At 70.2% G+C, this 25,948-nt stretch carries 24 protein-coding genes; 13 read left to right on the top strand and 11 right to left on the bottom strand.

Annotated features, from left to right (window positions below; all coding sequences use genetic code 11):
* Positions 1 to 3 precede the first annotated feature (3 nt).
* A complete protein-coding gene (locus ACFW0G_RS36440; protein ID WP_378330046.1) occupies positions 4 to 522 on the bottom strand; it encodes a MarR family winged helix-turn-helix transcriptional regulator in 519 nt (172 codons plus the stop codon).
* 39 nt (positions 523 to 561) lie between these two features.
* Between ACFW0G_RS36440 and ACFW0G_RS36435 the strand changes: the two genes are divergently transcribed.
* On the top strand, positions 562 to 1,506 hold the full coding sequence (locus ACFW0G_RS36435; protein WP_378330045.1) for a DMT family transporter: 945 nt from the start codon (positions 562 to 564) through the stop codon (positions 1,504 to 1,506).
* Here the strand turns inward: ACFW0G_RS36435 and ACFW0G_RS36430 are convergent.
* From ACFW0G_RS36430 to ACFW0G_RS36420, 3 genes are all read right to left on the bottom strand, one after another.
* Positions 1,463 to 1,804 (bottom strand): cupin domain-containing protein, encoded by a 342-nt coding sequence (locus tag ACFW0G_RS36430; RefSeq protein ID WP_378330044.1) that lies wholly within the window; start codon positions 1,802 to 1,804, stop codon positions 1,463 to 1,465. The two genes, ACFW0G_RS36435 and ACFW0G_RS36430, sit on opposite strands and share 44 nt — an antisense overlap.
* A 145-nt stretch (positions 1,805 to 1,949) precedes the next feature.
* Complete coding sequence (locus ACFW0G_RS36425; protein ID WP_378330043.1) at positions 1,950 to 2,234, bottom strand: MoaD/ThiS family protein; 285 nt, start codon at positions 2,232 to 2,234, stop codon at positions 1,950 to 1,952.
* 2 nt (positions 2,235 to 2,236) lie between these two features.
* A complete protein-coding gene (locus tag ACFW0G_RS36420) occupies positions 2,237 to 3,319 on the bottom strand; it encodes a WD40/YVTN/BNR-like repeat-containing protein (RefSeq protein ID WP_378330042.1) in 1,083 nt (360 codons plus the stop codon).
* 169 nt (positions 3,320 to 3,488) lie between these two features.
* Here ACFW0G_RS36420 and ACFW0G_RS36415 point away from each other — a divergent pair, with 169 nt between their 5' ends.
* Positions 3,489 to 3,755, top strand: coding sequence for an ANTAR domain-containing response regulator (locus ACFW0G_RS36415; protein WP_378330041.1), 267 nt, complete (start codon positions 3,489 to 3,491; stop codon positions 3,753 to 3,755).
* 45 nt (positions 3,756 to 3,800) lie between these two features.
* Positions 3,801 to 4,244, top strand: a complete 444-nt coding sequence (locus ACFW0G_RS36410; RefSeq protein WP_378330040.1) for an SRPBCC domain-containing protein — start codon at positions 3,801 to 3,803, stop codon at positions 4,242 to 4,244.
* A gap of 6 nt (positions 4,245 to 4,250) precedes the next feature.
* Here ACFW0G_RS36410 and ACFW0G_RS36405 read toward each other — a convergent pair whose 3' ends face one another.
* A complete protein-coding gene (locus tag ACFW0G_RS36405) occupies positions 4,251 to 4,571 on the bottom strand; it encodes a hypothetical protein (protein ID WP_378330039.1) in 321 nt (106 codons plus the stop codon).
* 50 nt (positions 4,572 to 4,621) lie between these two features.
* The gene (locus ACFW0G_RS36400) at positions 4,622 to 5,302 is read right to left on the bottom strand and encodes a TetR/AcrR family transcriptional regulator (RefSeq protein WP_378330038.1); all 681 of its coding nucleotides are present in this window, start codon (positions 5,300 to 5,302) and stop codon (positions 4,622 to 4,624) included.
* Between the two features lie 173 nt (positions 5,303 to 5,475).
* Between ACFW0G_RS36400 and ACFW0G_RS36395 the strand changes: the two genes are divergently transcribed.
* The 4 genes from ACFW0G_RS36395 to ACFW0G_RS36380 are packed head-to-tail and all read left to right on the top strand — an operon-like array spanning position 5,476 to position 10,690.
* The gene (locus tag ACFW0G_RS36395; protein WP_378330037.1) at positions 5,476 to 6,696 is read left to right on the top strand and encodes an oxygenase MpaB family protein; all 1,221 of its coding nucleotides are present in this window, start codon (positions 5,476 to 5,478) and stop codon (positions 6,694 to 6,696) included.
* 29 nt (positions 6,697 to 6,725) lie between these two features.
* Positions 6,726 to 7,925 (top strand): oxygenase MpaB family protein, encoded by a 1,200-nt coding sequence (locus tag ACFW0G_RS36390; RefSeq protein ID WP_378330036.1) that lies wholly within the window; start codon positions 6,726 to 6,728, stop codon positions 7,923 to 7,925.
* Between the two features lie 3 nt (positions 7,926 to 7,928).
* The gene (locus tag ACFW0G_RS36385; RefSeq protein ID WP_378330035.1) at positions 7,929 to 10,199 is read left to right on the top strand and encodes a molybdopterin cofactor-binding domain-containing protein; all 2,271 of its coding nucleotides are present in this window, start codon (positions 7,929 to 7,931) and stop codon (positions 10,197 to 10,199) included.
* A gap of 14 nt (positions 10,200 to 10,213) precedes the next feature.
* Positions 10,214 to 10,690 carry a (2Fe-2S)-binding protein gene (locus ACFW0G_RS36380; protein ID WP_378330034.1) on the top strand — a complete coding sequence of 159 codons (477 nt, stop codon included), beginning with the start codon at positions 10,214 to 10,216 and terminating at the stop codon, positions 10,688 to 10,690.
* On the opposite strand, the gene ACFW0G_RS36375 is transcribed toward ACFW0G_RS36380, so the two are convergent.
* The 4 genes from ACFW0G_RS36375 to ACFW0G_RS36360 are packed head-to-tail and all read right to left on the bottom strand — an operon-like array spanning position 10,642 to position 15,076.
* Entirely contained in the window at positions 10,642 to 11,604 is a 963-nt protein-coding gene (locus ACFW0G_RS36375; RefSeq protein WP_378330033.1) for a phosphoribosylaminoimidazolesuccinocarboxamide synthase, read from the bottom strand. The genes ACFW0G_RS36380 and ACFW0G_RS36375 overlap by 49 nt on opposite strands.
* Positions 11,601 to 13,298 carry a cobalt chelatase gene (locus ACFW0G_RS36370; RefSeq protein WP_378330032.1) on the bottom strand — a complete coding sequence of 566 codons (1,698 nt, stop codon included), beginning with the start codon at positions 13,296 to 13,298 and terminating at the stop codon, positions 11,601 to 11,603. The genes ACFW0G_RS36375 and ACFW0G_RS36370 overlap by 4 nt, the downstream gene beginning before the upstream one ends.
* A gap of 3 nt (positions 13,299 to 13,301) precedes the next feature.
* Entirely contained in the window at positions 13,302 to 14,255 is a 954-nt protein-coding gene (locus tag ACFW0G_RS36365; RefSeq protein ID WP_378330031.1) for an AAA family ATPase, read from the bottom strand.
* A complete protein-coding gene (locus ACFW0G_RS36360; RefSeq protein WP_378330030.1) occupies positions 14,252 to 15,076 on the bottom strand; it encodes an IclR family transcriptional regulator in 825 nt (274 codons plus the stop codon). Before ACFW0G_RS36360 ends, ACFW0G_RS36365 begins: the two co-directional genes overlap by 4 nt.
* A 188-nt stretch (positions 15,077 to 15,264) precedes the next feature.
* On the opposite strand from ACFW0G_RS36360, the gene xsc reads away from it, so the two are divergent.
* The 4 genes from xsc to ACFW0G_RS36340 all read left to right on the top strand — a co-directional run bounded on the left by xsc (position 15,265) and on the right by ACFW0G_RS36340 (position 19,829).
* Positions 15,265 to 17,019: a sulfoacetaldehyde acetyltransferase gene (gene xsc, locus ACFW0G_RS36355; protein WP_378330080.1), complete on the top strand. Its 1,755-nt coding sequence runs from the start codon at positions 15,265 to 15,267 to the stop codon at positions 17,017 to 17,019.
* A gap of 78 nt (positions 17,020 to 17,097) precedes the next feature.
* Positions 17,098 to 18,102 (top strand): phosphotransacetylase, encoded by a 1,005-nt coding sequence (locus tag ACFW0G_RS36350; protein ID WP_378330029.1) that lies wholly within the window; start codon positions 17,098 to 17,100, stop codon positions 18,100 to 18,102.
* A 164-nt stretch (positions 18,103 to 18,266) separates the two neighbouring features.
* Positions 18,267 to 18,986: a TSUP family transporter gene (locus tag ACFW0G_RS36345; RefSeq protein ID WP_378330028.1), complete on the top strand. Its 720-nt coding sequence runs from the start codon at positions 18,267 to 18,269 to the stop codon at positions 18,984 to 18,986.
* 51 nt (positions 18,987 to 19,037) lie between these two features.
* Positions 19,038 to 19,829, top strand: a complete 792-nt coding sequence (locus tag ACFW0G_RS36340) for an IclR family transcriptional regulator (RefSeq protein ID WP_378330027.1) — start codon at positions 19,038 to 19,040, stop codon at positions 19,827 to 19,829.
* On the opposite strand, the gene ACFW0G_RS36335 is transcribed toward ACFW0G_RS36340, so the two are convergent.
* The gene (locus ACFW0G_RS36335) at positions 19,816 to 22,689 is read right to left on the bottom strand and encodes an FAD-binding and (Fe-S)-binding domain-containing protein (RefSeq protein WP_378330026.1); all 2,874 of its coding nucleotides are present in this window, start codon (positions 22,687 to 22,689) and stop codon (positions 19,816 to 19,818) included. The genes ACFW0G_RS36340 and ACFW0G_RS36335 overlap by 14 nt on opposite strands.
* A 117-nt stretch (positions 22,690 to 22,806) precedes the next feature.
* Here ACFW0G_RS36335 and ACFW0G_RS36330 point away from each other — a divergent pair, with 117 nt between their 5' ends.
* Together ACFW0G_RS36330 and ACFW0G_RS36325 are read left to right on the top strand one after the other, a co-directional pair.
* The gene (locus ACFW0G_RS36330) at positions 22,807 to 24,081 is read left to right on the top strand and encodes a hydroxyacid-oxoacid transhydrogenase (protein WP_378330025.1); all 1,275 of its coding nucleotides are present in this window, start codon (positions 22,807 to 22,809) and stop codon (positions 24,079 to 24,081) included.
* Positions 24,082 to 24,291: 210 nt separating this feature from the next.
* Positions 24,292 to 25,650: an MFS transporter gene (locus ACFW0G_RS36325; RefSeq protein ID WP_378330024.1), complete on the top strand. Its 1,359-nt coding sequence runs from the start codon at positions 24,292 to 24,294 to the stop codon at positions 25,648 to 25,650.
* Positions 25,651 to 25,948: the final 298 nt, after the last annotated feature.

Genomic DNA, 25,948 nt, shown 5'->3' with positions numbered 1-25,948 from the left:
CGGCTACCGCGGGCGGGGCGGGCGAGGTGCTTCGAGCCGCGCGAGCCAGTCCGTGAGCAGGTGCTCCAGCCGGGTGGCCTCGGCCGGGGTGAGGTCGTCCAGCAGCCGCCGCTCGTTGCGCATGTGCTCGGTGAACGCCTCGTCGAACAGGTCCCGCCCCGCCGGGGTCAGTGCGACCACCCGGCCGCGCCCGTCGGTCGTGCTGGGGCGGCGCGCGACCAGACCGGCGCGTTCCAGCCGGTCGAGCCGTTTGGTCATGGCCCCGGTGGTGACCATGGTGAACGCGGCCAGTTCCCCTGGCGCCCGCTCGAAGGGATCGCCCGCCCGGCGGAGCGCGGCCAGGACGTCGAACTCGCCCTCGCTGAGCCCATAGCGGTGATACACCAGGCAGAGCTGGTCGGTCAGCAGCGCGGCCACCCGGTGCAGGCGGCCGATCACGCCCTGGGGGCTCACATCGAGATCGGGACGCTCGCGCGCCCATTCGGCCTGGATGCGGGCGACGTGGTCCAGCGGTTCGGTCACCCTTCCATAATAGCTTCCCAGGAAGCTATTGTACCTTCCATGGAAGGTACTCTGCGGTGGAGCCTGGTCACCGCTGTCGCGCCGATCGCCTGGGGCACCAACTACTTCGTCACCCACGAGCACCTGCCCGCGGGAGTGCCGTTGTACGGGGCGATCCTCCGTGCGCTCCCGGCCGGGCTGCTCCTGCTCGCGGTGTGCCGGCGGCGGCCGCGCGGATCGTGGTGGGGGAAGTCGCTGGTGCTCGGCGCGCTGAACACCAGCGCGTTCTTCACCCTGATCTATGTCGCGGCGCACCGGCTGCCGACCAGCCTGGCCTCGATGATCATGGCCACCTCGCCGGTGGTGCTGATGCTGCTGGCCTGGCTGCTGGCCGCCGAACGGCCGGCGGTCCGCGCGCTGGCGGGCGCCGCGATCGGCATCACCGGGGCGTGCCTGATGCTGCTGACCGCGGCGGTGCGGGTGGACGCGCTCGGCGTGACCGCTTCGGTGGGCGCCATGGTGTTGTCGTCGGTCGGGTACATCCTCGCGAAGCGGTGGGCGGGGGAGGTCGACGTCCTCGCTTCGACCTCGTGGCAGCTCATCGCGGGCAGCGTCCTCCTGATCCCGCCCGCGCTCGTGGTCGAGGGCGCCCCGCCGGCACTGGACGGGGACATGCTGTTCGGCTTCGCGTACGTCACCGTCGTCGCGACCGCACTCGCCTTCACCGCGTGGTTCGCGGGCCTCAAGCACCTGCCCGCCGCGTCCGTGGGACTCATCGGACTGCTCAATCCCGTCACCGGTGTCCTGCTCGGCACCATGCTGGCCGGGGACACGCTCACCGTGCGGCAGCTGCTCGGCATCGCGCTGGTGCTGGCCGGGCTGCTGCTCGGCCAGCCGCTCTTCCGCCGGTTCCGCCGTCGCGCCCCGGACCCGGTAGTCCTGAGTGGACAGTGCGTTCCGGCTACCGGCCGAGCGTCCGCGCGAGATCGGGGGCCGGTGCCTTGAATTCCAGCCACCGGCTGTCGGCCACCGCCTCGACGGAATGCGGGACTCCTCGCGGATGCAGCAGCGACTCCCCGGGGAGCAGCTGCACGGTATGGCCGGAGAGCGTGCCGGTGAGGCGGCCGGAGAGGAGATGGACGAAGCTGTCGTGCTCGTGCGCGTGGACCGGCGAGCCCACGCCCGCGGGGTATTCGATCTCCAGCAGCACGCCGTGGTCCGTCCGGAGGGGAACCCGGACCCGCCCGTGGCCGCCCAGCAGTTCCAGCCCTTCGACATGGGTCAGTGGTGCCCATTCGCTCATGCGATCGCCTCGCTCCGCGAGACTGTGTTCGATCCCTTTTGGCGCATGATTCGCTCGCAAGCTTCGCTCATGCCTTTGCCTCCCGCCGATCGTCCCGGCGACGACACGTGGCGCCGGGGCGGGGGTCCCCGAAATCCTTACCTGATCAGCCTCCTGCCACCGACGGGATGATCTGGACCTCGGCGGCCTCCCGGAGCGGGGTGGCGGAGCCGCCGGAGCGACGGCATTCCTCGCCGTCCACGAAGAAGTTGACGTAGCGGCGCAACCCGGCCTGCTCGTCGCGCAGCCGCCGCTCCAGCGCCGGGTGCTCCTTGGCCAGCACATCGAGCAGGGAGCCCAAGGTGGCGGGCTCATCGACCTCGACGACGAGGCGGCCCTGCCCGCCCGCCTTCTCGCGCAGCACTCCCGGAAGCAACACGATGACCCGCATCGTCACACCGTCGCGGCCCGGACGCACAGCACATCCGGCAGATGCGACGCGACGAGCCGCCAGCTGTCGCCCTCGTCGCGGCTGGCGTAGACGTCACCGGTCCGCGAGCCGAAGTAGACCCCGGCGGGCTCGGCGTCGTCGGCGCACATCGCGTCACGCATGACCCCCGCCCAGAACTCGTCCGGCAGCCCGGCGCCCAGCGCCTCCCAGGACTCACCGGCGTCCTCACTGCGGTACACCCGGCATCGGGCCTCCGGCGGGAAACGTCGCATGTCGGCCACCAGCGGGAAGGTGTAGATCACCTCGGGCCGCCGCGGGTGGACCACCATCGGGAAGCCGAAGTCGCTGGGCAGCCCGTCGGCGATGGACCGCCAGCTGGCCGCGTCGTCGTCGCTGCGGTAGACGCCGTGGTGCACCTGCGCGTAGAAGCGTTCCGGCGCTTGGGGATGCGTGGCGACCTTGTGCACGCAGTGGCCGTACTCCGGGTACGGATCGGGGACGTGCACGGCCTTGATGCCGGTGTTGCGTGCCTGCCACGAAGCGCCGCCGTCCTCCGTGCGGTAGACGCCGCCGGTCGACATCGCGACGGTGATCCGGCCCGGCGTCGCCGGATGCGGGATCACCGTGTGGATGGCCTTGCCGCCGCCTCCCGGTGTCCAGTGCTCCCGGTGCGGGTGGTCCCACAGACCGCGGACCAGCTCGTAGGTCCGGCCTCCGTCGGCGGAGCGGAACAGCGCCGACGGCTCGACCCCGGCGTAGACCACGGCGGGCTCGCTCGCCGGGCCGGGCGTCAGCTGCCACACCCTGGCGAGCGACTCCCCGGTGTCCTCCGGGAAGGCGATCGGGGCGTGATCGGGCTCCTGCCAGCTCGCGCCCAGATCATCGCTCGTCGCCACGCTGGGCCCGTAGTGCTCGCTGGTGACGCCGGCCAGGAGTCTTGGCTTGCCCCTGCGGACGTCGATGCCGACCGCGTAGACCTCCGTCATCGGGTGCTGGGGTCCGCTCAGCTCCCAGCTCGCCCGCCCATCCGTGCTGGTGGCCAGCCACAGCCCCTTGCGGGTACCGATCGCGAGTAGTACAGCCATCCGACGCCTTCCCTTCAGTGATGTGCATCACAGGAGGGAACGCTACCCCGCACCACCGACAAAACCGGTTTCCGCCTTGCCGGGGTAGTTACGTCCGCCCCCGTTCGGGTATGCATGGAACTGGCAGACCAGGTCATCGGTCACTTCCGCGCCGGGGAAGAGAGACGACATGGTTTCGGGGTACGGATCCGACACCGGAAACGAAGAGCTCGCCGAGCTGGCCCGCCTGCGCGGGCTCGTCACCCAGCTGCAGACCGCGCTGGACACCAGGATCGTGATCGAACAAGCCAAGGGAGTGCTCGCCGAGCGGTACCAGATCACCTTGCACGAAGCGTTCACCCGCCTCCGCAAGCGCGCACGCGATCAGCGGCTGCGGCTGCACACCGTGGCCGGGTCGGTGGTCGGCACCCTGCCCGACGCCAGAGCCGGCCGGTGAAAATCCGGTCGGCACCGGACCTCGGCGGGGCTATCGTCGTGCTCCATGACGCAGGGTTCGCTGATCCGGACCGTGGTGGACGTCGCGGCGCCGCCCGAGGCGGTGTGGCGGGTTCTTGTCGACTTCGGTCGTTATTCCCGTTGGCATCCCACGATGGTCGTCGATGATCCGGTGCCCGAAGCGGTTCCGGGGGCGAAGCTGAAGCTGAGGGTGTCCGGCGGCGTCGCCGGTGACCAGTCGTTCACCGCCGAGATCGTCGAGGCGCTCCCGCAGCGGCGGCTGGTGTGGCTGGGCGGCGTGCCCGACGTTCTGCTGGGGCGGCACAGCTTCGAGGTCGAGCCGCTGGCGAGCGGCAGAAGTCGTTACACGGACACGGAAACGTGGTCCGGTTCCCTGGTCGCGACCGTGATCGCCGAGCAGTACGAGGCGATCAAGGCGGAGTACGAACGGGTCGTGCGGGCACTGAAAACCGCGGTGGAAGCCGGCTGAGTCCGGTCAGGCCGGTGCGGGGTGTTCGATATGGGCGGCGACCTTCGTGCCGTCCGCCGTCAGCCAGCCCTTCCGCGCCGCGTACGCGATCATCGCGTCCCAACGCCCGGGCCAGTCCGCGCCGACGGAACCACGCGATGCGTTCTCGCGCAGGGATTCGACCGAAAGCCAGGCGCTGTCCGGTTCGTCGGCCGGGCCGCCGAAACCGGCGTCGCGCAACGCTTGGCCCGTGGCCGCCGAATCCAGCTCGGTGGCGACGTGAAGCCGGGTGCAGTCGTCGCCTTCCTCGACCCGGACCGCGCCGTCACCGCCGACGTGAACGAACACCGCGCCCTCCCCGGATAGACCTGCGCCAGCGAGGGTACGCGCCGAACGGGTCAGCGTGATTTTCCGGGCGGCCGCAGCATCGGGACGAGGAACTGCCGGGCCACCTCGGCCACCTGCTCGTCGTCGTCGAGGTCGATGAGGTGACTGGGAATGGCCAGGAACGAGGCCGAGACGCGGACCATCAGCTCGGCGACGCGATCGGCGTCCACCGCGCGGTCCACCGTGCCGGCGCGTTGTTCGTGGCGGAGCTGGCCCGCGACGAACTGCCGCACGGTGGCGAGTGTCCGGCCGCCGTCGTTGGTCATCGACGACACGAACAGGTCCGGCTCCGCGGCGATCAGGCCGCCGATCAGCGGGTTGCCGCGGATGGCGCGCAACGAGCTCACGAAACCCAGCACGACCCGGTCGGCGACGGTTTCGGCACGCTCGATGTCGATGAGGAACTGGTCGAAATATCGGCGGAACTCCCGCCGCACCACGTGTTCGACCAGGGTGTCCTTCGTGGCGAACCGGCGGTAGACGGTGATCCGCGAGACAGCCGCCCGCCGGGCCACATCCTCCATTGTGGACCGTTGGATGCCCATGCGGCAGAACTGCTCGTACGCCGCGTCGAGGATGCGCGTGCGGGTGTCGTCCCTGTCGTCGACCCGTTCGACAGCCTCGGAATACGCGCGTTCCAGCATCGATTCCGAGCCTGACGTCGCCCCGAGGGCGGACAGCGCAGGTTCCACGATCACCTCCTGAGACGACCGATTCTGCCTCAAGTTCTGCCTCGACCGCCGAACTCCGTCCTCGCGACAGGTCTTGTGATGGCCGACACGCTGTGCTCTCATGGTGATACGCGGATGCGCATCGTGTTTCATCGTATCAGGCGCTCGCGACCTCAAGGAGGAGGAGCGAAGGCATGGACAGTCTCAGCAGGCGCAACGTGTTGAAGGCGGGCGGGGCGTTGGGCGCGCTTGGCGCGCTGACCGCCGCGACACCCGCGTGGGCGTCGACGTGGACGTGGTCGCCCCGGGGCTCGGTCGCGGGCGCCGGCGAAGGCGCCGACCCGCGCTGGGTCTGGGACCCGGAAGCCGATCCGCTGGTCGCCTCGCTGCTCGACCGCGGTGACGTGCCCAGGGTCAACGCGCTGTTGCGGACCTGGACCAGGAACGACCAGCCGCTACCGGACGGGCTGCCCGCCGATCTGCGGGACTTCATGGAGCGCGCCCGCCGCCTGCCTCCGTGGGCGGACCGGGGAAAGCTGGCCACCGCGGTGAAGTTCAACGAAAAGCGCGGGCTGTACCTCGGCGTGCTGTACGGGCTGGCCAGCGGCATGATGAGCACGGTCATTCCCCACGAGGCACGCGCGGTCTACTACTCCAAGGGCGGCGCGGACATGAAGGACCGCATCTCCAAGACCGCCAAACTGGGTTACGACATCGGCTCGCGCAACGCCTATCAGCCCGACGGCGAAATGATCGTGACGTGCGTCAAGACCCGGCTGGTGCACGCCGCGGTGCGGCATCTGCTGCCGAAGTCGCCGCACTGGCCGGACGTCTCCGGCGAGAAGATCCCGATCAGCCAGGCGGACATGATGGTCACCTGGCACAGCCTGCCCACGACCGTGATGCAGAAGCTCACCGCGTGGCAGGTGCCGATCCCGGCCGCCGAGTCCGAGGCCTTCCTGCACTCGTGGCAGATCGGCGCGCACATGCTCGGCATCATGGACGAGTACATTCCCGCGTCGTGGAGCGCGGCCGACGCGCAGGCCAAGCAGGTGCTGGACCCGGTGCTGGCGCCGACCCGCGAGGGTGTCGAACTCGCCGATATCCTGCTCGATCTCGGTTCGCCGGTCGACGGTGGCGTGCTGAGCAAGCACATCCTCGGCGCGTTCACCCGCTTCCTGCTCGGCGACCGGATCGCCGACTGGCTGGCGATCGCCAGGGAACCGGTCTGGGATCCGCTGCTGAAGGCGAGCTGGGGCCCGTTCATCGCCGTTCGCGAAGGGTTGCTTCCCTTCCCTGGCGCGCCGCAGGCCTATTGGCTCTTCGACGAGTTCCTGCGCAAGGCGGCCCTGCTCTACCTGTCCGAGGCGCGTCCGATCAGCATCGAAATCCCCGAGATCAACCGCCCGTCCTGATGGGCCGGACCCGAGGAGGAGTTCACGGTATGGCGGAACTCAGCAGGCGCAAGATGTTGATCTCGGGTGGCGCCCTTGGCGCGCTCGGTGCGCTGGGGGTCGCGTCCCCGGCCTGGGCATGGGCGGCGAGCGGGTCCGTCGCGGGTTCGGGGGCAGGGGCCGATCCGCGGTGGGTGTGGGACGAGGAGGCGGACCCGCTGGTGGCGTCGCTGCTCGATCGCGGCGCGGTGCCCGAGGTCAACCGCCTGCTGGCGGAGTGGACGCGCAACGACCAGCCGCCGCCCGCCGGGCTGCCCGCCGACCTTCGGTCCTTTATGGACAGAGCACGTCAGCTGCCTTCGTGGGCGGACCGTGGAAAGCTCGAAACCGCCGCCGAATTCACCAAATCCCGCGGGCTGTATCTCAACCTGCTCAACGGCGTCGGCGGCGGCATGCTGAGCACCGCCATCCCCAAGGAGGCGCGCGCGGTCTACTACTCCAAGGGCGGCGCGGACATGGAGGATCGCGTCGCCAAGACCAGCATCCTCGGATTCGCCGTCGGCGCCTTGAACGCGTACCGACCCGACGGCTCGTGTGTGGTCAACGCCGTGAAGACGCGGCTGGTGCACGCGGCGGTCCGGCATCTGCTGAAGCAGTCTCCGCACTGGACCGGCGACATCCCGATCAGCCAGAACGACATGCTCGTCACCTGGCACACCCTGCCGACGTTCGCGATGCGCAGGATGCGCGAATGGAAGGTCCCGATCAGTACCGCCGAATCCACGGCTTATCTGCACGTGTGGCAGGTGACCGCGCACATGCTCGGCATCAGGGACGAGTACATCCCCGCCACCTGGGACGCGGCGAACGCCCAGTCGGCACAGGTCCTGCCGCCCGCCATGGGGCCGACCCGCGAGGGTGTCGAGCTGACCGACATCCTGCTCGGCCAGCTCGCCGAGCAGACCAGCCCCGGCAGCATCAGCAGGCCGCTGTGCAACGCGCTCGCCCGGTACCTGGTCGGCGACCAGGTGGCCGACTGGGACGCCATTCCCCGCGAGCCGATCTGGGGACCGGCGATCGCCGCCGCGTGGCCCGCGCTGGTGGCCTTCCGCGAAGGCCTCCTCCCGCTGCCGCTGGTGCCCGAGGCCGCCTGGGTCCTCGACGAAGCCGCGCGGCAGTACATCCTCTTCTACCTCACCAAGGGCAAGGGGACGAGGATCGAAATCCCCGAGACCAACCGGCCGGGCTGAGCGATGGGGGAGTCCATCGGGCGGCGAAGGTTCCTCGGCTACGTTCTCGCGGCGCCGATCCTCGTGACGGCGGCCGAGTTCGGGCCGAGACCCGCGGCCGGCGCCGAGCTGCCTTCGCCGGATCTGACGAAACTGGTCGACCTCAACGACATGCTGACCGCGGCGGCGTTGCCGACGTCGGGCCTGATCTCCGTCGAGGTCGAACCGGACGGCACGGTGTCGTTCGCGTTGCCTCGCGCCGAGGTCGGGCAGGGCATCACCACCTCCTCGGCCATGCTCATCGCCGAGGAGCTGACAGTGCCGCTGGACCGGGTGCGGGTCGCGCTGGCCGACGCCCGGCCGGAGCTGTTGTTCAACCAGCTCACCGGCGCGTCGAACACGACCGTCGCGACCTACACCCCGATCCGGGTCGCCGCCGCGATCGCCCGGCGCCGGTTGCTGGACGCCGCCGCGGCCGAACTCGGCTCGCCGGCGAGTGCCCTGACGTTGAAGGGCGGGGTCGTCTCCGATCGCTCCGGCCGCCGTGTCGAGATCGGTGCTCTCGCGGAGAAAGCGGCGAGCACGCGAACCCGCCAGGTGCCCGTGGAACTGACCGCACGCGAGAACTTCACCGTGATCGGCAAGCCGCACAACCGGATCGACGCGCTGGCCGCGGTGACCGGGCGCAAGGTGTTCGCGATGGACCTCGACGTCCCGGGTGCGAAACCGGCGATGGTGTGCCGTCCGCCGACGGTCAACGGGCGGGTCGGCTCGGTGGCCAATCTCGCCGAGGTCCGCGGCCTGCCGGGAGTCACCGACGTCTGCGTGATCTCCACCGGGGTCGCGGTGCGCGCCGAGACCTTCGGCCAGTGCGTCGACGCCGTGCGCGCGCTGCGCGTGTCGTGGAAACCCGGCACCGCGGAAGGGAAATCCGACGAAAGCGTGCTGAAGGAGCTGGCCGCCGCGGAGCTGCCGATCGGGCCGCCGCCGCTGGTTCCCTGTGTCGAAGGCAAGTTCACTTTTTCCTTTCGTGGCAACAGCGCGCTCGAACCCAACTGTGCCGTCGCCGACGTGCGGCCCGGCAGGGCCGAGATCTGGTCGGCGCTGAAGGCCCCGATCGTCGCCAAACAGGCCATCGCCGCGAAACTCGGGCTGCCGCCCGGCAGCGTTACCGTGCATGTCGTCGAGGGCGGAGGGTCCTTCGGGCGCAAGCTGTTCCACGACGCGGCAGCGGAGGCGGCCGAGGTCTCCCAGAAGATCGGCAAACCGGTCAAGCTCATGTGGCACCGGGCCGACGACTCCCGCCAGGGCCGAACCCACCCGATGGCCACCTCGCGCGTGCGCGCGTCGTATCTCGGTGGCACCGTGCTCGGTTACCAGCAGCGGCACACCAGCGTGTCCACCGATCTCGGCCACGGGCTCGGCGAGGTCATCACCGCCATGGCCGCGCGGCTCCCGGTGGGGGACATCGGGTTCTCCGAAACCTTCTTCCAGCTCAGCCAGTCGATGCCGTACGACTTCGGCTTCAGCACGCAGTTGCTCAGCGAGACCGGCAAGAGCTTCAACACCGGCAGCATGCGCAACGTCTACTCGCCCGACGTCGCCTGTGCCCGGGAACTCGTCGTCGACCAGCTCGCCGGGAAGGTCGGCAAGGACCCGTACCGATTCCGGGACGGCTTCCTTCGCGACGACCGCTCCCGGGCGGTGCTGCGCAAGGCCGCCGAGGACGGCGAGTGGGGACGGCGGATGCCCGAGGGGACCGCGCAGGGCATCGCGTTCCACGGCGAATACAAGGCCGTCAGCGCGGCGCTGGTGGAGATCGACTGCCGCCCCGAAACTGTTGGCAGGCCCATCCGCGACGGCGTGTCCGGGCCCCGCGTCACGAAGGTCGTCTTCGCCGTGGACGTCGGCCTCGTGGTCAACCCGCGCGGACTGGAGGCCCAGATGATGGGCTGCGTGATGGACGGCATCGCGCTGGCCCTGACGTCCAGCCTGCACCTGCGCGACGGATATTTCCTCGAAGCGAGCTGGGACAACTACTTCTACACGCGCCAGTGGAACACCCCGCCCGAACTCCGGATCGTCGTCATGCCGAGCACCTCGGACGAGCCGGGCGGGGCGGGAGAGCTGGGCGTCGCCGCCTCGATGGCCGCGGTCGCCTGCGCGTACGGCCGCGCGACCGGGACGATGCCGACGCGTTTCCCGATCAACCACGGCACGCTCTCCTTCGAGCCCAAACCGACCGTCCCGCCGATTCCACCGTCCCCTGTGGACGGTCTGCGGTACGCCCGCTGAAGAGGGGAGTTTCGGTGCCCGAACACACTTTCCGCGTCAACGGTGCGCAGGTCACCGTGAACGTCGCCGACGACGTGCGCCTGCTGTGGGTGCTGCGCGACATCCTCGGCGTCACCGGGCCGAAATACGGCTGCGGTATCAACGTCTGCAAGGCCTGCACCAGCCACCTCAACGGCAAGGCGGTGAACCCCTGCGCGATCCCCGTCAAGGATCTCCGGCCGTCCGACGAGGTCACCACCATCGAAGGACTTCCGGCCACCGTGGGCAAGGAGCTGCACCCGATGCAGGAGGCGTGGCTGGAACACGACGTGGCGCAGTGTGGTTACTGCCAGCCGGGTCAGATCATGGCCGCCGTCGCGCTGGTCCGGCGCGTCGCCGCCGAAGGCCGGGAGATCACCGACGCCGACCTCGACGGCCTCCGCAACGTCTGCCGCTGCGGTACCTATCCCCGCATCCGCGCCGCGATCAGAACCGGCGCCGAGAACATGTGAGGCGGCTTCAAAGCGTGCTGAAGGGCGCTTTCCTCGCATGCCATGCGACGAAAGCGCCCTTCAGCGCATCCTACGAGACGACAGTCCCCTTCAGCCCGGTGAGGCGGTGGTAGACCTCGGCGTAGCGGGAGCGGACGGCGGCGACGACCGTCGGGGGGCACCGGCGGGCCGGGCGGGTGTTTGTCCCAGCCGGTCGAGACGGCCCAGTCGCGGACGAACTGCTTGTCGAGGCTGTGCTGTGCGCGGCCGGGCTGCCAGGAATCGGCGGACCAGAAGCGGGAGGAGTCCGGGGTGAGGAGTTCGTCGCCGAGGTACAGATCGCCGGAGGCGTCGTGGCCGAACTCCAGTTTCGTGTCGGCGAGGAGAATTCCTTGCCGTTCGGTGATTTCCGCGGCGGCGCGGTAGACGTCGAGGGTCAGCTCGCGCAGCCGGGCGGCGGTTTCGGCGCCGACGAGGCCGGCGACTTCGGCGAAGGTGATCGGGCGGTCGTGCTGACCGGCCGGGGCTTTCCAGGACGGAGTGAAGATCGGCTCGGGCAGCCGGGAACCGTCCGTCAGCCCGGCGGGGAGCGGGACTCCGGAAACCGCGCCGGTGGCGCGGTACTCGGCCAGGCCACCGCCGGTGAGGTAGCCGCGGGCCACGCATTCGACCGGGAGCATCGCCAGGCCGCGGCAGCGGACGGCGCGGCCGGCGAACTCGGGCGGCACGTCCACGGCCGGGAGGACGTGGTGCGGGACGACGTCGGCGAGGCGTCCGAACCACCACAGCGACAGCGCGGTGAGGATCTTTCCCTTGTCCGGTACGGGAGTGGGGAGAACGACGTCGAACATCGACAGCCGGTCGGTGGCCACGAGGACGGTGTCGCCGCGGTCGGTGTAGACGTCGCGGACCTTGCCGCGGTGCACGAGTTTCACCGGCCGGCCCCGAGTGCCGCGATGATTTCGTCCACCATGGACTGATCGGCCCGGTCCTGGGCGGGGAGCACGAGGGACCGTGCGAAGAAGTGACCGAGGTCGACGCCAAGGCTCAGCGCGTGGACCTCGGATCCGCGGGTTTCGGCCTCGTGGACGGCGCGGAGCAGGTCGGTCTCCAAGAAGCCATCGGGGTTCTGCGCGGCGGTTGCGCTGTCGGCGGGGCCTCCGTCGGAGAACACCACGACGAGGCCGCGGCGGGCGCCGAGGGCACGGGAGCGCTCGGCAGCCCAGCGCACCGCCTCGCCGCCGAGGCCTTCGCGGAAGAGGTCCGCTTTGAACAGCCCGGCGATGCCGAGGCGCGATCGCCGCCACGAGTCGTCGGCGTTCTTGAAGACGAGGTGCAGGCGATCGTTGAGCCGCCCGGGTTCGGCGGGGCGACCGGCCCTTGCCCAGTCCCGTCGCGCGCGGCCGCCGTTCCAGCCGTCGGTGGAGAAGCCCAGAACCTCGGTGGTGACACCGAGTTCGTCCAGCACGCGGGTCAGGGTGTCGACGAGTACCGAGGTCAGCGGGACGTGCTGTTTCATGGAACCCGAGCAGTCGAGCAGGAAGGTGACGGAGACGTCGGCCTTCCTGGTGACGGCCTCGGCCCGGAAGACCCGCGTCTCGCTGGGCGAGGTGATCAGGGTGGCGAGGCGGCGACCGTCGACGTGGCCACTTTCGAGGCCGTGTTCCCAGCCGTCGGCAGCCGGGATCGCGAGCGCGGCGGCGAGGTCGCGCAGCATCTTGGCGCGGTTCAGCCGGGCGTGGCGGACGAGATCGTCGAGCCGGTGCCGGAACTCCTTCTGCTGCGCGGGACGGACGAGGCCGGTCGCGTCGCGCTGCCGGTCGTGGGCGGTCGTGAAGATCCGGTATCCGTCCACTTCGGACAGATGGCGCGGGTCACCCGCGACCGGGACACCGGCGTCCTCGGGCCCGGAGCCGCGGAGGAGGTCGGCGAGCGCGCGTTGTCCGGCGGACAGCGCGCGGCGTGGTCGTCCGCTGGGGGCGCCCAGCAGGTCCGCGACGCCGACGGCGAACTCCGTTGCCAGGGGAGCGAAGCGTTCTTGCTCGCCGCGCACCTTGCCGAGCCGGGCGATCCGGGGACCGAACTCGGGCGCGAGGGCGGCCCGCATCGGCTCGATGACCTCCTCCACGAGGGCGGGCACCGGGAACCCGGTGAGATGCGACCAGGCCATGGCTGCCACGGTGTGCAGGAGCAGGCCCGAATTCGTCTGAGTGATCCCGTCGGCGTCGGCGGTGACCAGCCAGTGCTCGACCCGGTGCCGGACGTTCGCCGCCGCACCGGGAAACCACGGTGGCACAACGGATTCGACGCGGAACTGTTCGAGCTGGTCGAACACCAGGCCGCCGATGTCGCCGTCCGGCCGGTGTTTCCTGTGCGGTACGGGGTCGGTGTACCGCATCCGCAGTGCGAGCCCGTCGGCGGCGCCGCGCAGGCATCGCGGGTCGTCGTCCGCAGTGGCACGCAAGTGCGGCGCCAGCATCGTCAGCCTGCTCGCACCCCGATACGGCTCCCCGGCTCGGAACCGTACCTCGCGGTCCCTGCCGATCGCCCGGACCGTGGTGCCGCGCAGGAGGTCGAGCCGGTGCGCCGCGCGGGCGGCGGCGCGGTCGGCGAGGGCGTCGTGGATCATCGCTCAGGCGCTCGCGCGCAGTTCGCGCGGTTCCGGGTCGCGGTCGAAACACCGCTGGAAGTACTCGTCGACGATCTCCCGTTCGAACTCCGCGCACTTGTTGGTGAACGTCATGCGCAGCGCGAGCGCGGGATCGCCGAGATAGCCGGTGTTCTCCGCCCAGGTCACGACGGTCCGGGTGGACATCAGCGTGGCGAGGTCGCCGGATTCGTGGCCCTGGCGGGTGAGCCGGGCGAGCGCGACCATGGCCGCCGCGGTCCGCTCGTCCACAGTGGACACCTGGCCGCGGACGATGCCGACCTCGGTCTCGGCGGGCAGGTAGTCGAGTTTGGCGACGACGTTCCAGCGGTCCAGCTGGGCGTGGTTGATCCGCTGCACGCCGTGGTAGAGCCCGTCGTGGTCGCCGAGGCCGCTGGTGTTGGCGGTGGCGAAGAGCCGGAAACCCGGGTGCGAGTGGAGGACCTCGTTGCGTTCGAGGAGGGTGAACCGGCCTTCCTTTTCGAGCAGCCGCTGGATGACGAACATGACGTCGGGGCGCCCGGCGTCGTATTCGTCCAGTACCAGCGCGACCGGGCGCCGGACCGCCCACGGCAGGATCCCCTCGCGGAATTCGGTGACCTGCTTGCCTTCCCGCAGGGTCACCGCGTCGCGGCCGACGAGTTCGAGCCGTCCGACGTGGCCGTCGAGGTTCACGCGCAGACAACCCCAGTTGAGCCGGGCGGCGATCTGCTCGACGTGCGTGGACTTGCCCGAGCCGTGCCGGCCGTGTACCAGCACCCGCCGGTTGTGCGCGAAGCCGAGCAGCAGGGCGAGGGTCACTTCGGGATCGAAGCGGTAGGCGTCGTCGCGCGCGGGGACGTGCTCGTCGGGCTCGGCGAACGCGGGGACCTTGAGGTCGACGTCGAGGCCGAACAGCTCCCGCGCGTCCACTGTGGCGTCCGGCATCCGGGTCGTCACGGCTGCTCCTCTCCCGACGCGGCGTCGGTGGTGGCGGCGGTGATCTCGTGACGGCTCATGGCTTCGGCGGCGGCGCGCAGCGCGGGCAGCGTCGTGGTGACGTCGTCGAGCGACAGGCGCATGACCGGGGCCTGGACCGCGACGCCAAGAATCGGCTGCCCGCCGTCCTCGCGGGGCACCGTCACCGCGACGCAGACCAGCCCAGGGAGGAACTCCTCGTCGTCGACGGCGTAACCCTGTTCGGAGATCCGGTCGAGCTCGGCCTCCAGGGCGTCGGGCTCGGTGATCGTCTTGTCGGTGTAGCGCTTGAGCGGGGCGTGCCCGATGAGCTTGCGGCGCTGCTGCTTGGGCATCTGGGCGAGGAACAGCTTGCCGCTCGCCGAGCAGTGGACCGGGACCCGGGAGCCGGGCCGCAGGTAGAACCGCAGCGGCTCCGGCGTCTCCACGCGGTCGAGGTAGACCACCTCGCCGCGGGACAGTGCGGTGATGTTGCAGCTTTCGCCGAGTTCCTCGACCAGGTGCTGCAGGATCACGTGCCGCCCGCCGTTGCGGGAGTCGTTGAGCAGCAGGTTCTCCGCGAGCCGGTGCAGTCGCGCGCCGGTGGTGTAGCTGCGGCCGTCGGCTTCTCGCAGCAGCAGGCCCGCCGACTCCAGCTGCTGGAGCATGCGGTGCAGGGTCGGCTTGGGCAGGCCGGTCTCCGCGACGAGCGCCGGCAGCGAGACCTGGTGGTCGCTGGCCGCGATGAGTTCGAGCAGGGCGAACAGCCGCAGCGCCGGGGTGTCGCCGGACAGCGGTCCGTCCGGCTCTTGGATCAGTTCCACACCGTCTCCCTCGTGTCTCGGAAAACAGTACACCGCGTCTCGGACTTGAAGACAACCCGTTGACTTGGGTGGGTCGCGCCGCCTACAGTCCGAGCAAATCCAAGTTTTCGGAATCTTTCGTTCCAGATTTTGCGACGACGACGTTCAGGGAGCAGGCAGTGAGCGAGCGAGCAACGGGGCCGCAGAAGATGACCCCCTCGGAGGCCTTCGTCGAGACGTTGGCGGCCAACGGCGTGACCGAGATCTTCGGCATCATGGGCTCGGCCTTCATGGACGCCATGGACATCTTCGCGCCGGCGGGCATCAAGCTGATCCCGGTCGTGCACGAGCAGGGCGCGGCGCACATGGCCGACGGCTACGCGCGCGCCAGCGGCCGGCACGGCGTGGTGATCGGCCAGAACGGCCCTGGCATCAGCAACTGCGTCACGGCGATCGCGGCCGCGTTCTGGGCGCACAGCCCGGTGGTCATGATCACGCCGGAGACCGGGACGATGGGGATCGGCCTCGGCGGCTTCCAGGAGGCCAACCAGCTGCCCATGTTCCAGGAGTTCACGAAGTACCAGGCACACGTGAACAACCCGAACCGGATGGCGGAGTTCACCGGCCGGGCCTTCGACCGCGCGATGTCGGAGATGGGGCCGACCCAGCTCAACATCCCGCGCGACCACTTCTACGGCGAGATCGAGGCCGAGATCCCGGTGCCGCAGCGGCTCGACCGCGGTCCCGGCGGCACCCGCAGCCTCGACGAGGCGGCCGATCTGCTCGCCGGGGCGGAGTTCCCGGTGATCGTCGCGGGCGGCGGCGTCGTCTTCTCCGGCGGTGTCGGGGAATGCCGCGAACTCGCCGAGCGGCTCGGCGCGCCGGTGGTGAACAGCTACCAGCACAACGACTCGTTCCCGGCGAGCCACCCGCAGTGGTGCGGCCCGCTCGGCTACCAGGGTTCGAAGGCCGCCATGCGGCTCATCTCCAAGGCGGACGTCGTCCTCGCGCTCGGCACCCGGCTCGGCCCGTTCGGCACGCTCCCGCAGCACGGCATGGACTACTGGCCCAAGAACGCGAAGATCATCCAGGTCGACGCCGACAACAAGATGCTGGGCCTGGTCAAGAAGATCGACGTCGGCATCTGCGGTGACGCCAGGGAATCCGCCGCGGCGCTCACCGAGCGGCTGCGCAAGCGGACGCTCGCCTGCGACGCGACCCGCGGCCAGCGTGCCGACGAGATCCGCGAGGAGAAGGAGACGTGGGAGCGGGAGCTCAGCGCCTGGATCCACGAGACCGACCCGTACAGCCTCGACATGATCGCCGAGCAGGAGAAGGAGGAGCACAACTGGCTGCACCCCCGCCAGGTCCTCCGCGAACTCGAAAAGGCGATGCCCGAGCACGTGATGGTGTCCACCGACATCGGCAACATCAACTCCGTCGCGCACAGCTACCTGCGGTTCGAGGAGCCGCGCAGCTTCTTCGCGCCGATGAGCTTCGGCAACTGCGGGTACGCGCTGCCGACCATCATCGGCGCCAAGGCCGCGTGCCCCGACCGGCCCGCGATCGCCTACGCCGGTGACGGCGCGTGGGGGATGAGCATGGTCGAGATCATGACCGCGGTGCGGCACGACATCCCGGTCACCGCCGTGGTCTTCCACAACCGGCAGTGGGGTGCGGAGAAGAAGAACCAGGTCGACTTCTACAACCGCCGGTTCGTCGCGGGCGAGCTGGAGAGCGAGAGCTTCGCCGGGATCGCGCAGGCGATGGGGGCCGAGGGCATCGTGGTCGACTCGCTCGACGAGGTCGGTCCCGCGCTGCGCAAGGCCGTCGACGCGCAGATGAACGAGGGCCGTACCACGGTCATCGAGGTCATGTGCTCGCGTGAGCTGGGCGACCCGTTCCGCCGCGACGCGCTGCGCAAGCCGGTGCGGCTGCTGGACAAGTACCGCGACTACGTCTGATCCGCCCCACCCCGGCAGGTTCCGGCGGGCGCGGGACCGCGTCGGAACCCTGCCGCCGACTCCCGAAAGCGGTAGCCCGTGACCTTCCCCCTGCACGATCGATGGCGCGAGGTGCTGGCCGACATCCGGCCCGCGGTCGCGCTGGCCGACGGCGACGACCCGCGCGTCGTCCAGGCGGCGGCGCTGCTGCACGACGAAGACGGCGTAGCGCCGCGGCTCGTCGGCGATCCGGCCTCGATCCGCCGGGCCTGCCGCGAGGCGGGCGTCCGGCTGTCCGGCGAGTCCATTGTGGACACGCGGGATCTCGCCGCGGACGCGGCGATCCACGGCCTGATCACGACCCGCCTCGCGAAGAAGCCCGACCGGATCCCGGACGCGCTGGGCGATCCTGTCAGCACCGCTGTCGCGGGCGTCGCCACCGGAACGTTCGACGCGTGTGTCGCGGGCGCGAACCGGCCGACCGCCGACGTGCTGCGGGCGTGCCTGCGGTATGTCGGGCTCGTCCCGGACAGCACGACGTTGAGCAGCTGCTTCCTGCTCGTCCTGCCGGACGAGCGATGCCTGACCTTCGCCGACTGCGCCGTGGTTCCCGACCCGTCGGCCGAGGAACTGGTCGAGATCGCGCTGGCCTCCGCCCGCACCCACCAGGCGTTGACGGGCGAGGAGCCGGTGATCGCGATGCTGTCGTTCTCCACGCTGGGCAGCGCCACGCACGAACGCGTCGAGCGGGTCCGCCGCGCCACCGAACTGCTGCGCAAGCGCGACTCGGGGTACCAGGTGGACGGCGAGCTGCAGTTCGACACCGCGGTCGAGTCGAGTGTCGGACTGCGCAAGGCCCCCGGCTCCCAGGTCGCGGGCAGGGCCAACGTCCTCGTCTTCCCGAATCTCGACGCGGGCAACATCGGGTACAAGATCGCCGAACGGCTCGGCAGGGCCCGCGCGTTCGGCCCGATCCTGCAAGGGCTCGCCGCGCCGGTCAACGATCTGTCCCGCGGCTGCGGCGTCGGCGACGTCCGGGCGACCGCGCTGCTCACCGCGGTCCAGGCCGTGCGGAGCAGGACCGCGGTGAGTGACGGACACTAGTGTCCACCGCCGGAAATTGGTCACACATCTCGACGGCCCAGCTTCCCGCTGGCGGCGTTGCCGGTCCGCCCGAGTACGATCCAGTACGAGGGCGAACCGGCGCCTTGCCAGCAGAAACCTGGATCCGCCGATATGCGCAACGGATTTCCGGCGGAGGACACTAGATGGACCTCGTCCTCGCCGCCCTGGCGGTGGCCGCGTCCTCGCTCATCGGCGGCGCGACCGGCTTCGCGACCTCGCTGCTGTCCACCCCGGGGTTGCTGCTGCTCGGCTACGACGTGCCCTTCGTGGTGACGGTCAACCTCGCGGCGACGCTGGTTTCCCGGATCCTCGTCGTGTGCCGGTCGTGGCGGGCGATCGAACCGAAACGCATCGCCCTGCTCGTCGCGGGCAGCGCCCCGGGCGCGGTGCTGGGCGCGGTGACCGTGGGCGCGGTCCCGGTCCATGTGCTGCGGATCTTCGCCGGTGTCGTGGTGGCGTTGCTGGGCCTTCTCCTTCTCCTGCCGACCACGGACAAAGCGGGACCGGGCCGCGCCGGGCACGTGGCCACCGGGCTGGCCAGCGGCTACCTCGCCACCTCGGTGTCGCTGAACGGCCCGCCGGTCGCGGCCCTGCTCAGTGCGGCGAACCTGCCGGTGCGCGCGTTCATCGCGAACCTGGCCTGCTACTTCATCTCGACGAACCTGATCTCCCTCGGCGCGCTGGCCGTGACCGGCGGGATCCCGCGCCACGGGCTGCTGCCGGTGCTCCCGGTCCTGCTCGGGGCGGCGATCGTGGGCAACCAGCTCGGCACGGCGGTGTCGTCGCGGGTGCCCCGGAAGGTGTTCAAGTACGTCGTCGCGGGGCTTGTCGTCGTGTCCGGGGTGGTGACGGCGGTTTCCTGACCGGCTGCGTTAGCCTTGCCGGGTCAGCGATCGCCAGGACGACGGAAGCCCGTGAACCACACAGGAGCCCAGCCACCAGCCGGAACCCAGGCCATCCGACGCGCGCTCGGGGTGCTGCGGCTGCTCATGGACGAGGGCGGGGAGCTGTCCCTGTCCGCCATCGCCCGGCGTCTCGACCTCACGCCGGGCACCACGCACCGCGTCGTCGGGGCGTTGAGCGTCGACGGCCTGGTGGCCCACAACCCGCACACCGACTGCTACCACCTGGGCGCCGGGGCGATCCTGCTCGGCCAGGCCGCGCAGCGGGTCCACGGCCTGGAGCGGGCGTTGCCGGTGATCCGGCAGGTCAACGAGGAGACCGAGGAATCGGTCAACATCGCGATCCGCGACGGCCGCGAGTCCGTGGTGCTGCTGCGGGCCCAGTCCACTCTGCCACTGCGGTTCGAACAGCACCCCGGGGCCCGTTTTCCCTTGTACGCCACCGCTTCCGGCAAGGCGATCCTCGCGCACTCGCTCGACGTCGAGGCGTACCTGGCGAGCCTGCCGGAGCAGTTGCCCGCGCTGACCACGCACACGCTGGCGAGCCGCGAGGAACTGGCGCTCGAGCTGACCGAGACCCGCGACCGCGGTTACAGCATCGACGACGAGGAGAACGTCGCCGGAGTGCGCTGCGTGGGCGCCGGGGTCCTGGACGACCAGGGCCTGGCGAAGGCCGCGGTGGTCATCCAGGTGCCCACGGTCCGGCTGCCCGACGAGCGCATCCCCGAGCTGGGCGCGCGGGCCATCGAGGCCGCGCGGGAGGTCGCGCAGTTCCTGCCGCCGGACCGGTTCAGCCAGCGCTGACGCCGAGTGCCCGTGCGGTCAGCGAGGCGAGGTGCGTCGGCTGGTGTTCGGAAAGCTGGCGGATCTGCGTCCGGCAGCTGAAGCCGTCGGCGTGGACCATCGTCCCCGGAGCCGCTTCACGCAACGCGGGCAGGAGCTGGTGTTCGGCGACCTGGACCGAGACGTCGTAGTGCCCACGCTCGAACCCGAAGTTGCCCGCCAGGCCGCAACAGCCTTCGCGCAACACCCGCACCTCGCCGGTCACGCGGCCGAGCAGCCGGGCGTCGGCGTCATAGCCCAGATCCGCGTGCTGGTGGCAGTGCACCTGGGTGAGGACGCGCTCCTCGACCGCCTTGATCTCCGGGAGTTCGGCCTCGCCCACGTGCTCGGCGAAGGTGCGGACGGCTTTGCCGAGCAGTTCCACTCTCGGGTCGCCGGGCAGCAGTTCGGCGGCGTCCTTGCGCAACATGGCCGTGCAGCTCGGTTCCAGCCCGATCACCGGCACTCCGCGTTCCAGCCACGGCTGGAGGACGTCGAGGGAACGACGCAGCACGCCGCGCGCCGTGTCGAGCTGTCCGGTGCTGTGCCAGGTCAGTCCACAACAGACGGTGCGGGCGGGGAGGTGTACCTCGTGACCGAGGGCTTCCAGCACGGCGACGGCGTCGCGGCCGACCGCCGGGTCGAAGAAGTTGGTGAAGGTGTCCGGCCACAGCACGACCGGTGTCCGCTCATCCGTCCACTGTGGAGGCTTACGGCGGGCGAACCACTTCCGGAACGTCGGTGCGGCCAGCGCGGGTAGTTCGCGCTCGGCGGCGATCCCGCCGAACCGGTTGAGCACCCGGCGCAGCGGGCTCGCCGCGACGGCGTTGATCACCTTGGCCATCGGTGCGCCCAGTCGCAGCCAGCGCGGTAACGCGCCCATGGTGTGGTGCGCCATCGGGCGTTTGCGGTGTTCGTAGTGCCTGCTCAGGAACTCCGAGCGGTAGGAGGCCATGTCGACGCCCACGGGGCAGTCGGATTTGCAGGCCTTGCAGCCCAGGCAGAGGTCGAGCGCGTCACGGACCTCGGTGGACTGCCAGCCGTCGGTGATGACGTCGCCGGCGAGCATTTCGAACAGCAGCCGTGCGCGGCCGCGGGTGGAGTGTTCCTCTTCGCCGGTCGCGCGGTAGCTGGGGCACATCACGCCGCCGGAGGCGGACACGCATTTCCCGACGCCGACACAGCGGCGTGACGCCGCGCCGAGGTCCCCGCCGTCCGCGTGCAGCGCGAGCCGGGCGCGGGTGGGCAGGACCGGCGGGGCGATGACGGTGCGCAGGTCGGCGTCGAGCGGGGCGGGATCGACGACCCGGTGCGGGTTCATCCCGTTCCCGGGATCGAAGGCGGCCTTGAACTCCGCGAAGGCGTCCATCAGCCGCGGCGGGAACATGAGGGGGAGCAGCTCCGCACGGGCCTGCCCGTCGCCGTGCTCGCCGGACAGCGAACCACCGTGGGCGACGACCAGCTCGGCGGCGTCGGTGAGGAAGTCGCGGTAGGCCTGTTTCGCTTCCGGTGCGGCGAGCGGGAAGTCGATGCGCACGTGCAGGCAGCCGTCGCCGAAATGGCCGTACACCAGGCCTTTGCGACCGTGCTTGGACATCAGCAGTTCGAACTCGCGCAGGTACTGCCCGAGATTTTCCGGTGGCACCGCGGCGTCCTCCCAGCCGGACCACGCCTCGGAGCCGTCCGCGAGCCGGGTGGCCAGGCCCGCGCCCTCCTCCCGGATCCGCCAGAGTTTCCGTTGCGCCACCGGGTCTTCCACCACCAGCAGGCTGGCGCCGACCAGGTCCGCGCGCTCGGCCACCCGCCGCGCGTTTTCCCGGGCCCCGGCCGCCGACGCGCCGCCGGTTTCGAGATACAGCCACGCGTTCCCTGGCGGGAGTTCGCTGCGATCGCCGGGTTTCCGCGCGTCGAGTGCCTGGACGAGCCCGGTTTCGATGCCCTCCATGGTCAACACGGGCAGGTCGAGCAGAGCGGGGACGGCGTCGGCGGCCTCGACGCTGCTGCCGAACCCGAACACCACGAGCGCCCGCGACGACGGCGCCTCCGCGAGATCGACCGTCGCGCTCAGGATCGTCGCGCAGGTCCCCTCGGTACCGACGAGTGCCTTGGCGACGTCGAAACCGTTCTCCGGCAACAGGTATTCGAGGTTGTAGCCGGACACGCGCCGCGGCAGTTTCGGGAACCCGAGACGAATGTCGGAGAGGTATTCGTCGCGCACCGCGCGTAGTGACCGGTAGAGCTGCCCCACGGAATCCTTACGTGCGCATAACGATTCCAGCTCCTCAGGCGAGGTCCGGCCGACTTCCAGCCGGGTGCCGTCGCGCAGCGCGATCTCCAGTGACCGGACATTGTCGACGGTCTTGCCCCACGCGACCGAATGCGAGCCGCACGCGTTGTTGCCGATCATGCCGCCGATCGTGCAGCGGCTGTGTGTCGAAGGATCGGGCCCGAAGGTGAGCCCGTGCGCGGCGGCCTGCTCGCGCAGCCGGTCGAGCACCAGGCCGGGCTCGACGCGCGCGGTGCGTGCCTCGGTGTCGATCGCCAGAACGCGGTCGAGATGGCGCGTGAAGTCGAGGATCACCGCCTCATTGATGGCCTGGCCGCCGATGCTCGTCGCCGCGCCGCGCGGGAGGACCGGCGCGTCGTGCTCCGCGCACACCCGCAGGACGGCCACCACCTCGTCGGCCGACCGGGGACGCACGACCAGCAGCGGGACGTGCCGGTAGTTCGACGCGTCGGTGGAGTGCGTCGCGAGTGTCGCCGGGTCGCCGGCCACCTCGCAGGACACCGCGGCTCGCAGCGCTCCCTCCAGCGTGGCTCGCGAAAGTGCAGGTGACGACATGACATCTCCAGGGAACTCGGGGGTTCACAACGACTGGACGCGGAGCTATGGTGTGCTCGCCACATAGTGGATATACCTTCCACATTTTGTCAATGTCGACGTGAGGAGTGGTCACCCGTGCCCGAACTGCACCGCAACGAGAGTGTGTTCACCTGGGCCGCACCGCCGCTGAAGTTCGGAGCCGGTGCCCTCGACGAACTCGGCGCCGAGGTCGCGGCCCGGCAGGCGAAGTCGTGCCTGATCCTCACCGACCCCGGGGTCCGGGGGACCGGGATCCCGGACCGCGCGCTCGACTCGATCCGCGCCGCGGGCGTGAAGAGCGAGATCTTCGACGGCGTGGGCGTCGAGCCCACCGACGCGAGCATCGACGACGCCGTAGCCTTTGCGCGGCAACAGGATTGGGACTGCTTCGTCGCGATCGGCGGCGGCTCGGCGATCGACACAGCCAAGGCCGTCAACCTGCTCACCACCCACCCCGGCGAACTATTGGACTTCGTCACGCCGCCGATCGGCGCGGGCAAGGCGCCGTGGCTGCCGCTCAAACCGCTGATCGCGGTGCCGACGACCGCGGGCACCGGGTCGGAGTCCACCACCATCTGCGTGGTCGACCTGCTCGGCCTGCACCTCAAGGCCGGGGTGAGCCATCCGTCGCTGCGCCCGTCGCTGGCCGTCGTCGACCCCCGGACCACCGTCTCCTTGCCGTCCGAGGTGACCGCGGCAAGCGGGATGGACGTGCTTTCACACGCGCTGGAGAGCTACACCAGCGTGGCCTTCGACGCGAAGCCCGCGCCGGAGGACCCGATGCGCCGCCCCGCGTTCTGCGGGTCGAACCCGATCAGTGACGTCTGGTGCGAGATGGCGCTTTCCCTGGTGGGCAAGCATCTTCGTGGCGCCGTCCTCAATGGACGCGACCTGACCGCGCGGACGCAGATGGCCTTGGCGTCCACCTACGCCGGCACCGGATTCGGCAACGCCGGTACGCACCTGCCGCACGCCAACGCGTATCCGATCGCCGGCGCCGTCAAGGATTACCGTGCCGAGGGCTACCCCGAGATGCCGATGGTGCCGCACGGCCAAGCGGTGTCGGCCACCGCGGCCGCCGTGTTCCGCTGGACCTACCCGTCGGCCCCCGAACGTCACCTGCGCGCGGCCCGTCTCCTGTCCGGCGGGCAGACCTTCACCGCGACCGACGGGGCCGAGGCCCTGCCGCACGTGCTCGGCGAGCTGATGGCCGACATCGGGATGCCGAAGGGGCTGCACGCCTTCGGCTACGGTGAATCCGACATCGACACGCTCGTGGACGGCACCCTCAAGCAGACCCGCCAGCTCGCCGTCGTGCCCCGCCCGGTCACCCGGCCCGCTCTCGTAGACATCTTCCGCCGCTCCCTCTAGAGAGTGCTGCAGAGCGGCTTGCGTAGCGGTGCGGGTAGCGGAACCTCAGACGCCCTCTCGCTCCGGGATCGCCTCCTCATGAATGCCAAACCACGTCGACGCTGTCCTCGCGAGAGGGCGTCTGAGAACCCGCAGCGGTGCGAGCTGCTGGCCCACAGCAAGCGGCTTCGCCGCTTAGGAAACAGAATCTAGAAGGAAACGGAGTTATCAATGGAGACAACTCCTTCCCGGCCTGGCGAGGAAACCAGGGGCAGTTCCGACGTCCGCCTCGTCGTGGCGTCCAGTGTCTTCGGCACGACCGTCGAGTGGTACGACTTCTTCCTCTACGGCACGGCCGCGGGCATCGTGTTCAACAAGCTCTACTTCCCCGGCAGTGATCCGCTCGTCGCCACGGTCCTGTCGTTCGCGACCTTCGCGCTGGGCTTCCTCGCCCGGCCTGTCGGCGGATTCCTTTTCGGACACCTCGGCGACCGCGTCGGCCGTAAGAAGACCCTGGTCGCGACGATGCTCATCATGGGCGTCGCGACCTGCCTCATCGGCCTGCTGCCCGACTACGCGATGATCGGCCCGGCCGCGCCGATCCTGCTCATCGTGCTCCGGCTGGCGCAGGGCGTCGCCGTCGGCGGCGAGTGGGGCGGCGCCGTGCTCATGGCGACGGAGTACGCGCCTGCCGGGAAACGGGGCCTCTACGGGAGTTTCCCGCAGATCGGGCTCGCGATCGGGCTCACCCTCGGCACCGGCGTGCTCGCGGCGCTCAACGCCGTCACGACGGAGGCGGCGTTCCTCGCCTGGGGCTGGCGCATCGGGTTCCTGCTCTCGGCGGTGCTCGTGGTCGTCGGTCTGCTCATCCGCGTGAAGATCGTGGAGACGCCCGCCTTCCGCAAAATGGCCGAGCAGGAGGGCGAATCGACCGTCCCGGCGCTCGAACTGGTCCGCGACCGGGTTTCCCGGCGGCATCTGCTGCTCGGCATGGGCAGCAGGCTGACCGAGGGTGTGGCCTTCAATGCCTGGGCCGTGTTCGTGATCTCGTACGGCAGCGGGACCCTGCACCTGAACCGGCAGCCATTGCTGCAGGCGGTGATGATCGCCGCGGCCGTGATGGTCGTGTTCATCCCGATCTTCGGCCGGGTGTCCGACCGGGTCGGCCGCCGCCGCGCCTTCGCCGTCGGCGCCGTGACGACATTGGTGCTGGCGATACCCGCGCTGGCCGCGCTGCACGCGGGCAACACGGTCCTGATCACCGTGTCGCTCGTCGCCGTCCTGGGCATCAGCTACCCGCTGATGTACGGGCCGCAAGCGGCCTTCTACGCCGAACTGTTCCCGGTGTCCCGCCGCTGCACCGGGATCTCGGTCGTCTACCAGCTCTCCGGCGTGGTGGCCTCCGGGCTCACCCCGCTGATCCTGGCTTACCTGGCCGGCCGCACCGGCACGAACGGCGTGCTCGTCTACCTCGCGGTGACCACCGCGATCAGCGTCGTGTGCACACTGGCCATCCGCGACCGCGACATGTTCGCCGACGACGTCCGCGCCCCGGTGCCCGCGGCCGTCGTCAGCCCCGGAAACCCCTGACCGGGGCTGCAGGGGTGGTGGGTGCTTCTCGCACCCACCACCCTTTTTTGCGCTCTGGCAACGAAACCTTCCCGTTGTTGCCGCGGAGTTCGCCCGCGCTCCGCGGTTCTCGCGTGCCCGCCGGGCAGGGAACCACCCGGATCGGCAGACGGCCGACCCTCCCGTCGCGAACGGAGCGTTCGCGACGTTCAACCTGGATCCACCGGTGTTTTTGTGGTGGTGGGCTGTGTCGTAGAGGGGCAGATGCCCTCTGACTTGGGATGATTGTTCTTGTCTAGGGAACAAATCTATCTGAGTG

The sequence above is a fragment of the Amycolatopsis sp. NPDC058986 genome (genome assembly GCF_042741125.1).
Classification (GTDB): Bacteria; Actinomycetota; Actinomycetes; order Mycobacteriales; family Pseudonocardiaceae; genus Amycolatopsis.
The sequence above is the reverse complement of the archived record's forward strand: the minus strand, read 5'-3'. Positions and strand labels throughout refer to the sequence as shown.

Bases quoted from the DNA above. Each gene is read 5' to 3' on its own strand.
- ACFW0G_RS36435 (WP_378330045.1), top strand. From the start codon at position 562: ATGGAAGGTACTCTGCGGTGGAGCCTGGTCACCGCTGTCGCGCCGATC.
- ACFW0G_RS36430 (WP_378330044.1), bottom strand. From the start codon at position 1,804: ATGAGCGAATGGGCACCACTGACCCATGTCGAAGGGCTGGAACTGCTG.
- ACFW0G_RS36425 (WP_378330043.1), bottom strand. From the start codon at position 2,234: ATGCGGGTCATCGTGTTGCTTCCGGGAGTGCTGCGCGAGAAGGCGGGC.
- ACFW0G_RS36420 (WP_378330042.1), bottom strand. From the start codon at position 3,319: ATGGCTGTACTACTCGCGATCGGTACCCGCAAGGGGCTGTGGCTGGCC.
- ACFW0G_RS36415 (WP_378330041.1), top strand. From the start codon at position 3,489: ATGGTTTCGGGGTACGGATCCGACACCGGAAACGAAGAGCTCGCCGAG.
- ACFW0G_RS36410 (WP_378330040.1), top strand. From the start codon at position 3,801: ATGACGCAGGGTTCGCTGATCCGGACCGTGGTGGACGTCGCGGCGCCG.
- ACFW0G_RS36395 (WP_378330037.1), top strand. From the start codon at position 5,476: ATGGACAGTCTCAGCAGGCGCAACGTGTTGAAGGCGGGCGGGGCGTTG.
- ACFW0G_RS36390 (WP_378330036.1), top strand. From the start codon at position 6,726: ATGGCGGAACTCAGCAGGCGCAAGATGTTGATCTCGGGTGGCGCCCTT.
- ACFW0G_RS36385 (WP_378330035.1), top strand. From the start codon at position 7,929: ATGGGGGAGTCCATCGGGCGGCGAAGGTTCCTCGGCTACGTTCTCGCG.
- ACFW0G_RS36370 (WP_378330032.1), bottom strand. From the start codon at position 13,298: ATGATCCACGACGCCCTCGCCGACCGCGCCGCCGCCCGCGCGGCGCAC.
- xsc (WP_378330080.1), top strand. From the start codon at position 15,265: ATGACCCCCTCGGAGGCCTTCGTCGAGACGTTGGCGGCCAACGGCGTG.
- ACFW0G_RS36345 (WP_378330028.1), top strand. From the start codon at position 18,267: ATGGACCTCGTCCTCGCCGCCCTGGCGGTGGCCGCGTCCTCGCTCATC.
- ACFW0G_RS36335 (WP_378330026.1), bottom strand. From the start codon at position 22,689: ATGTCGTCACCTGCACTTTCGCGAGCCACGCTGGAGGGAGCGCTGCGA.
- ACFW0G_RS36325 (WP_378330024.1), top strand. From the start codon at position 24,292: ATGGAGACAACTCCTTCCCGGCCTGGCGAGGAAACCAGGGGCAGTTCC.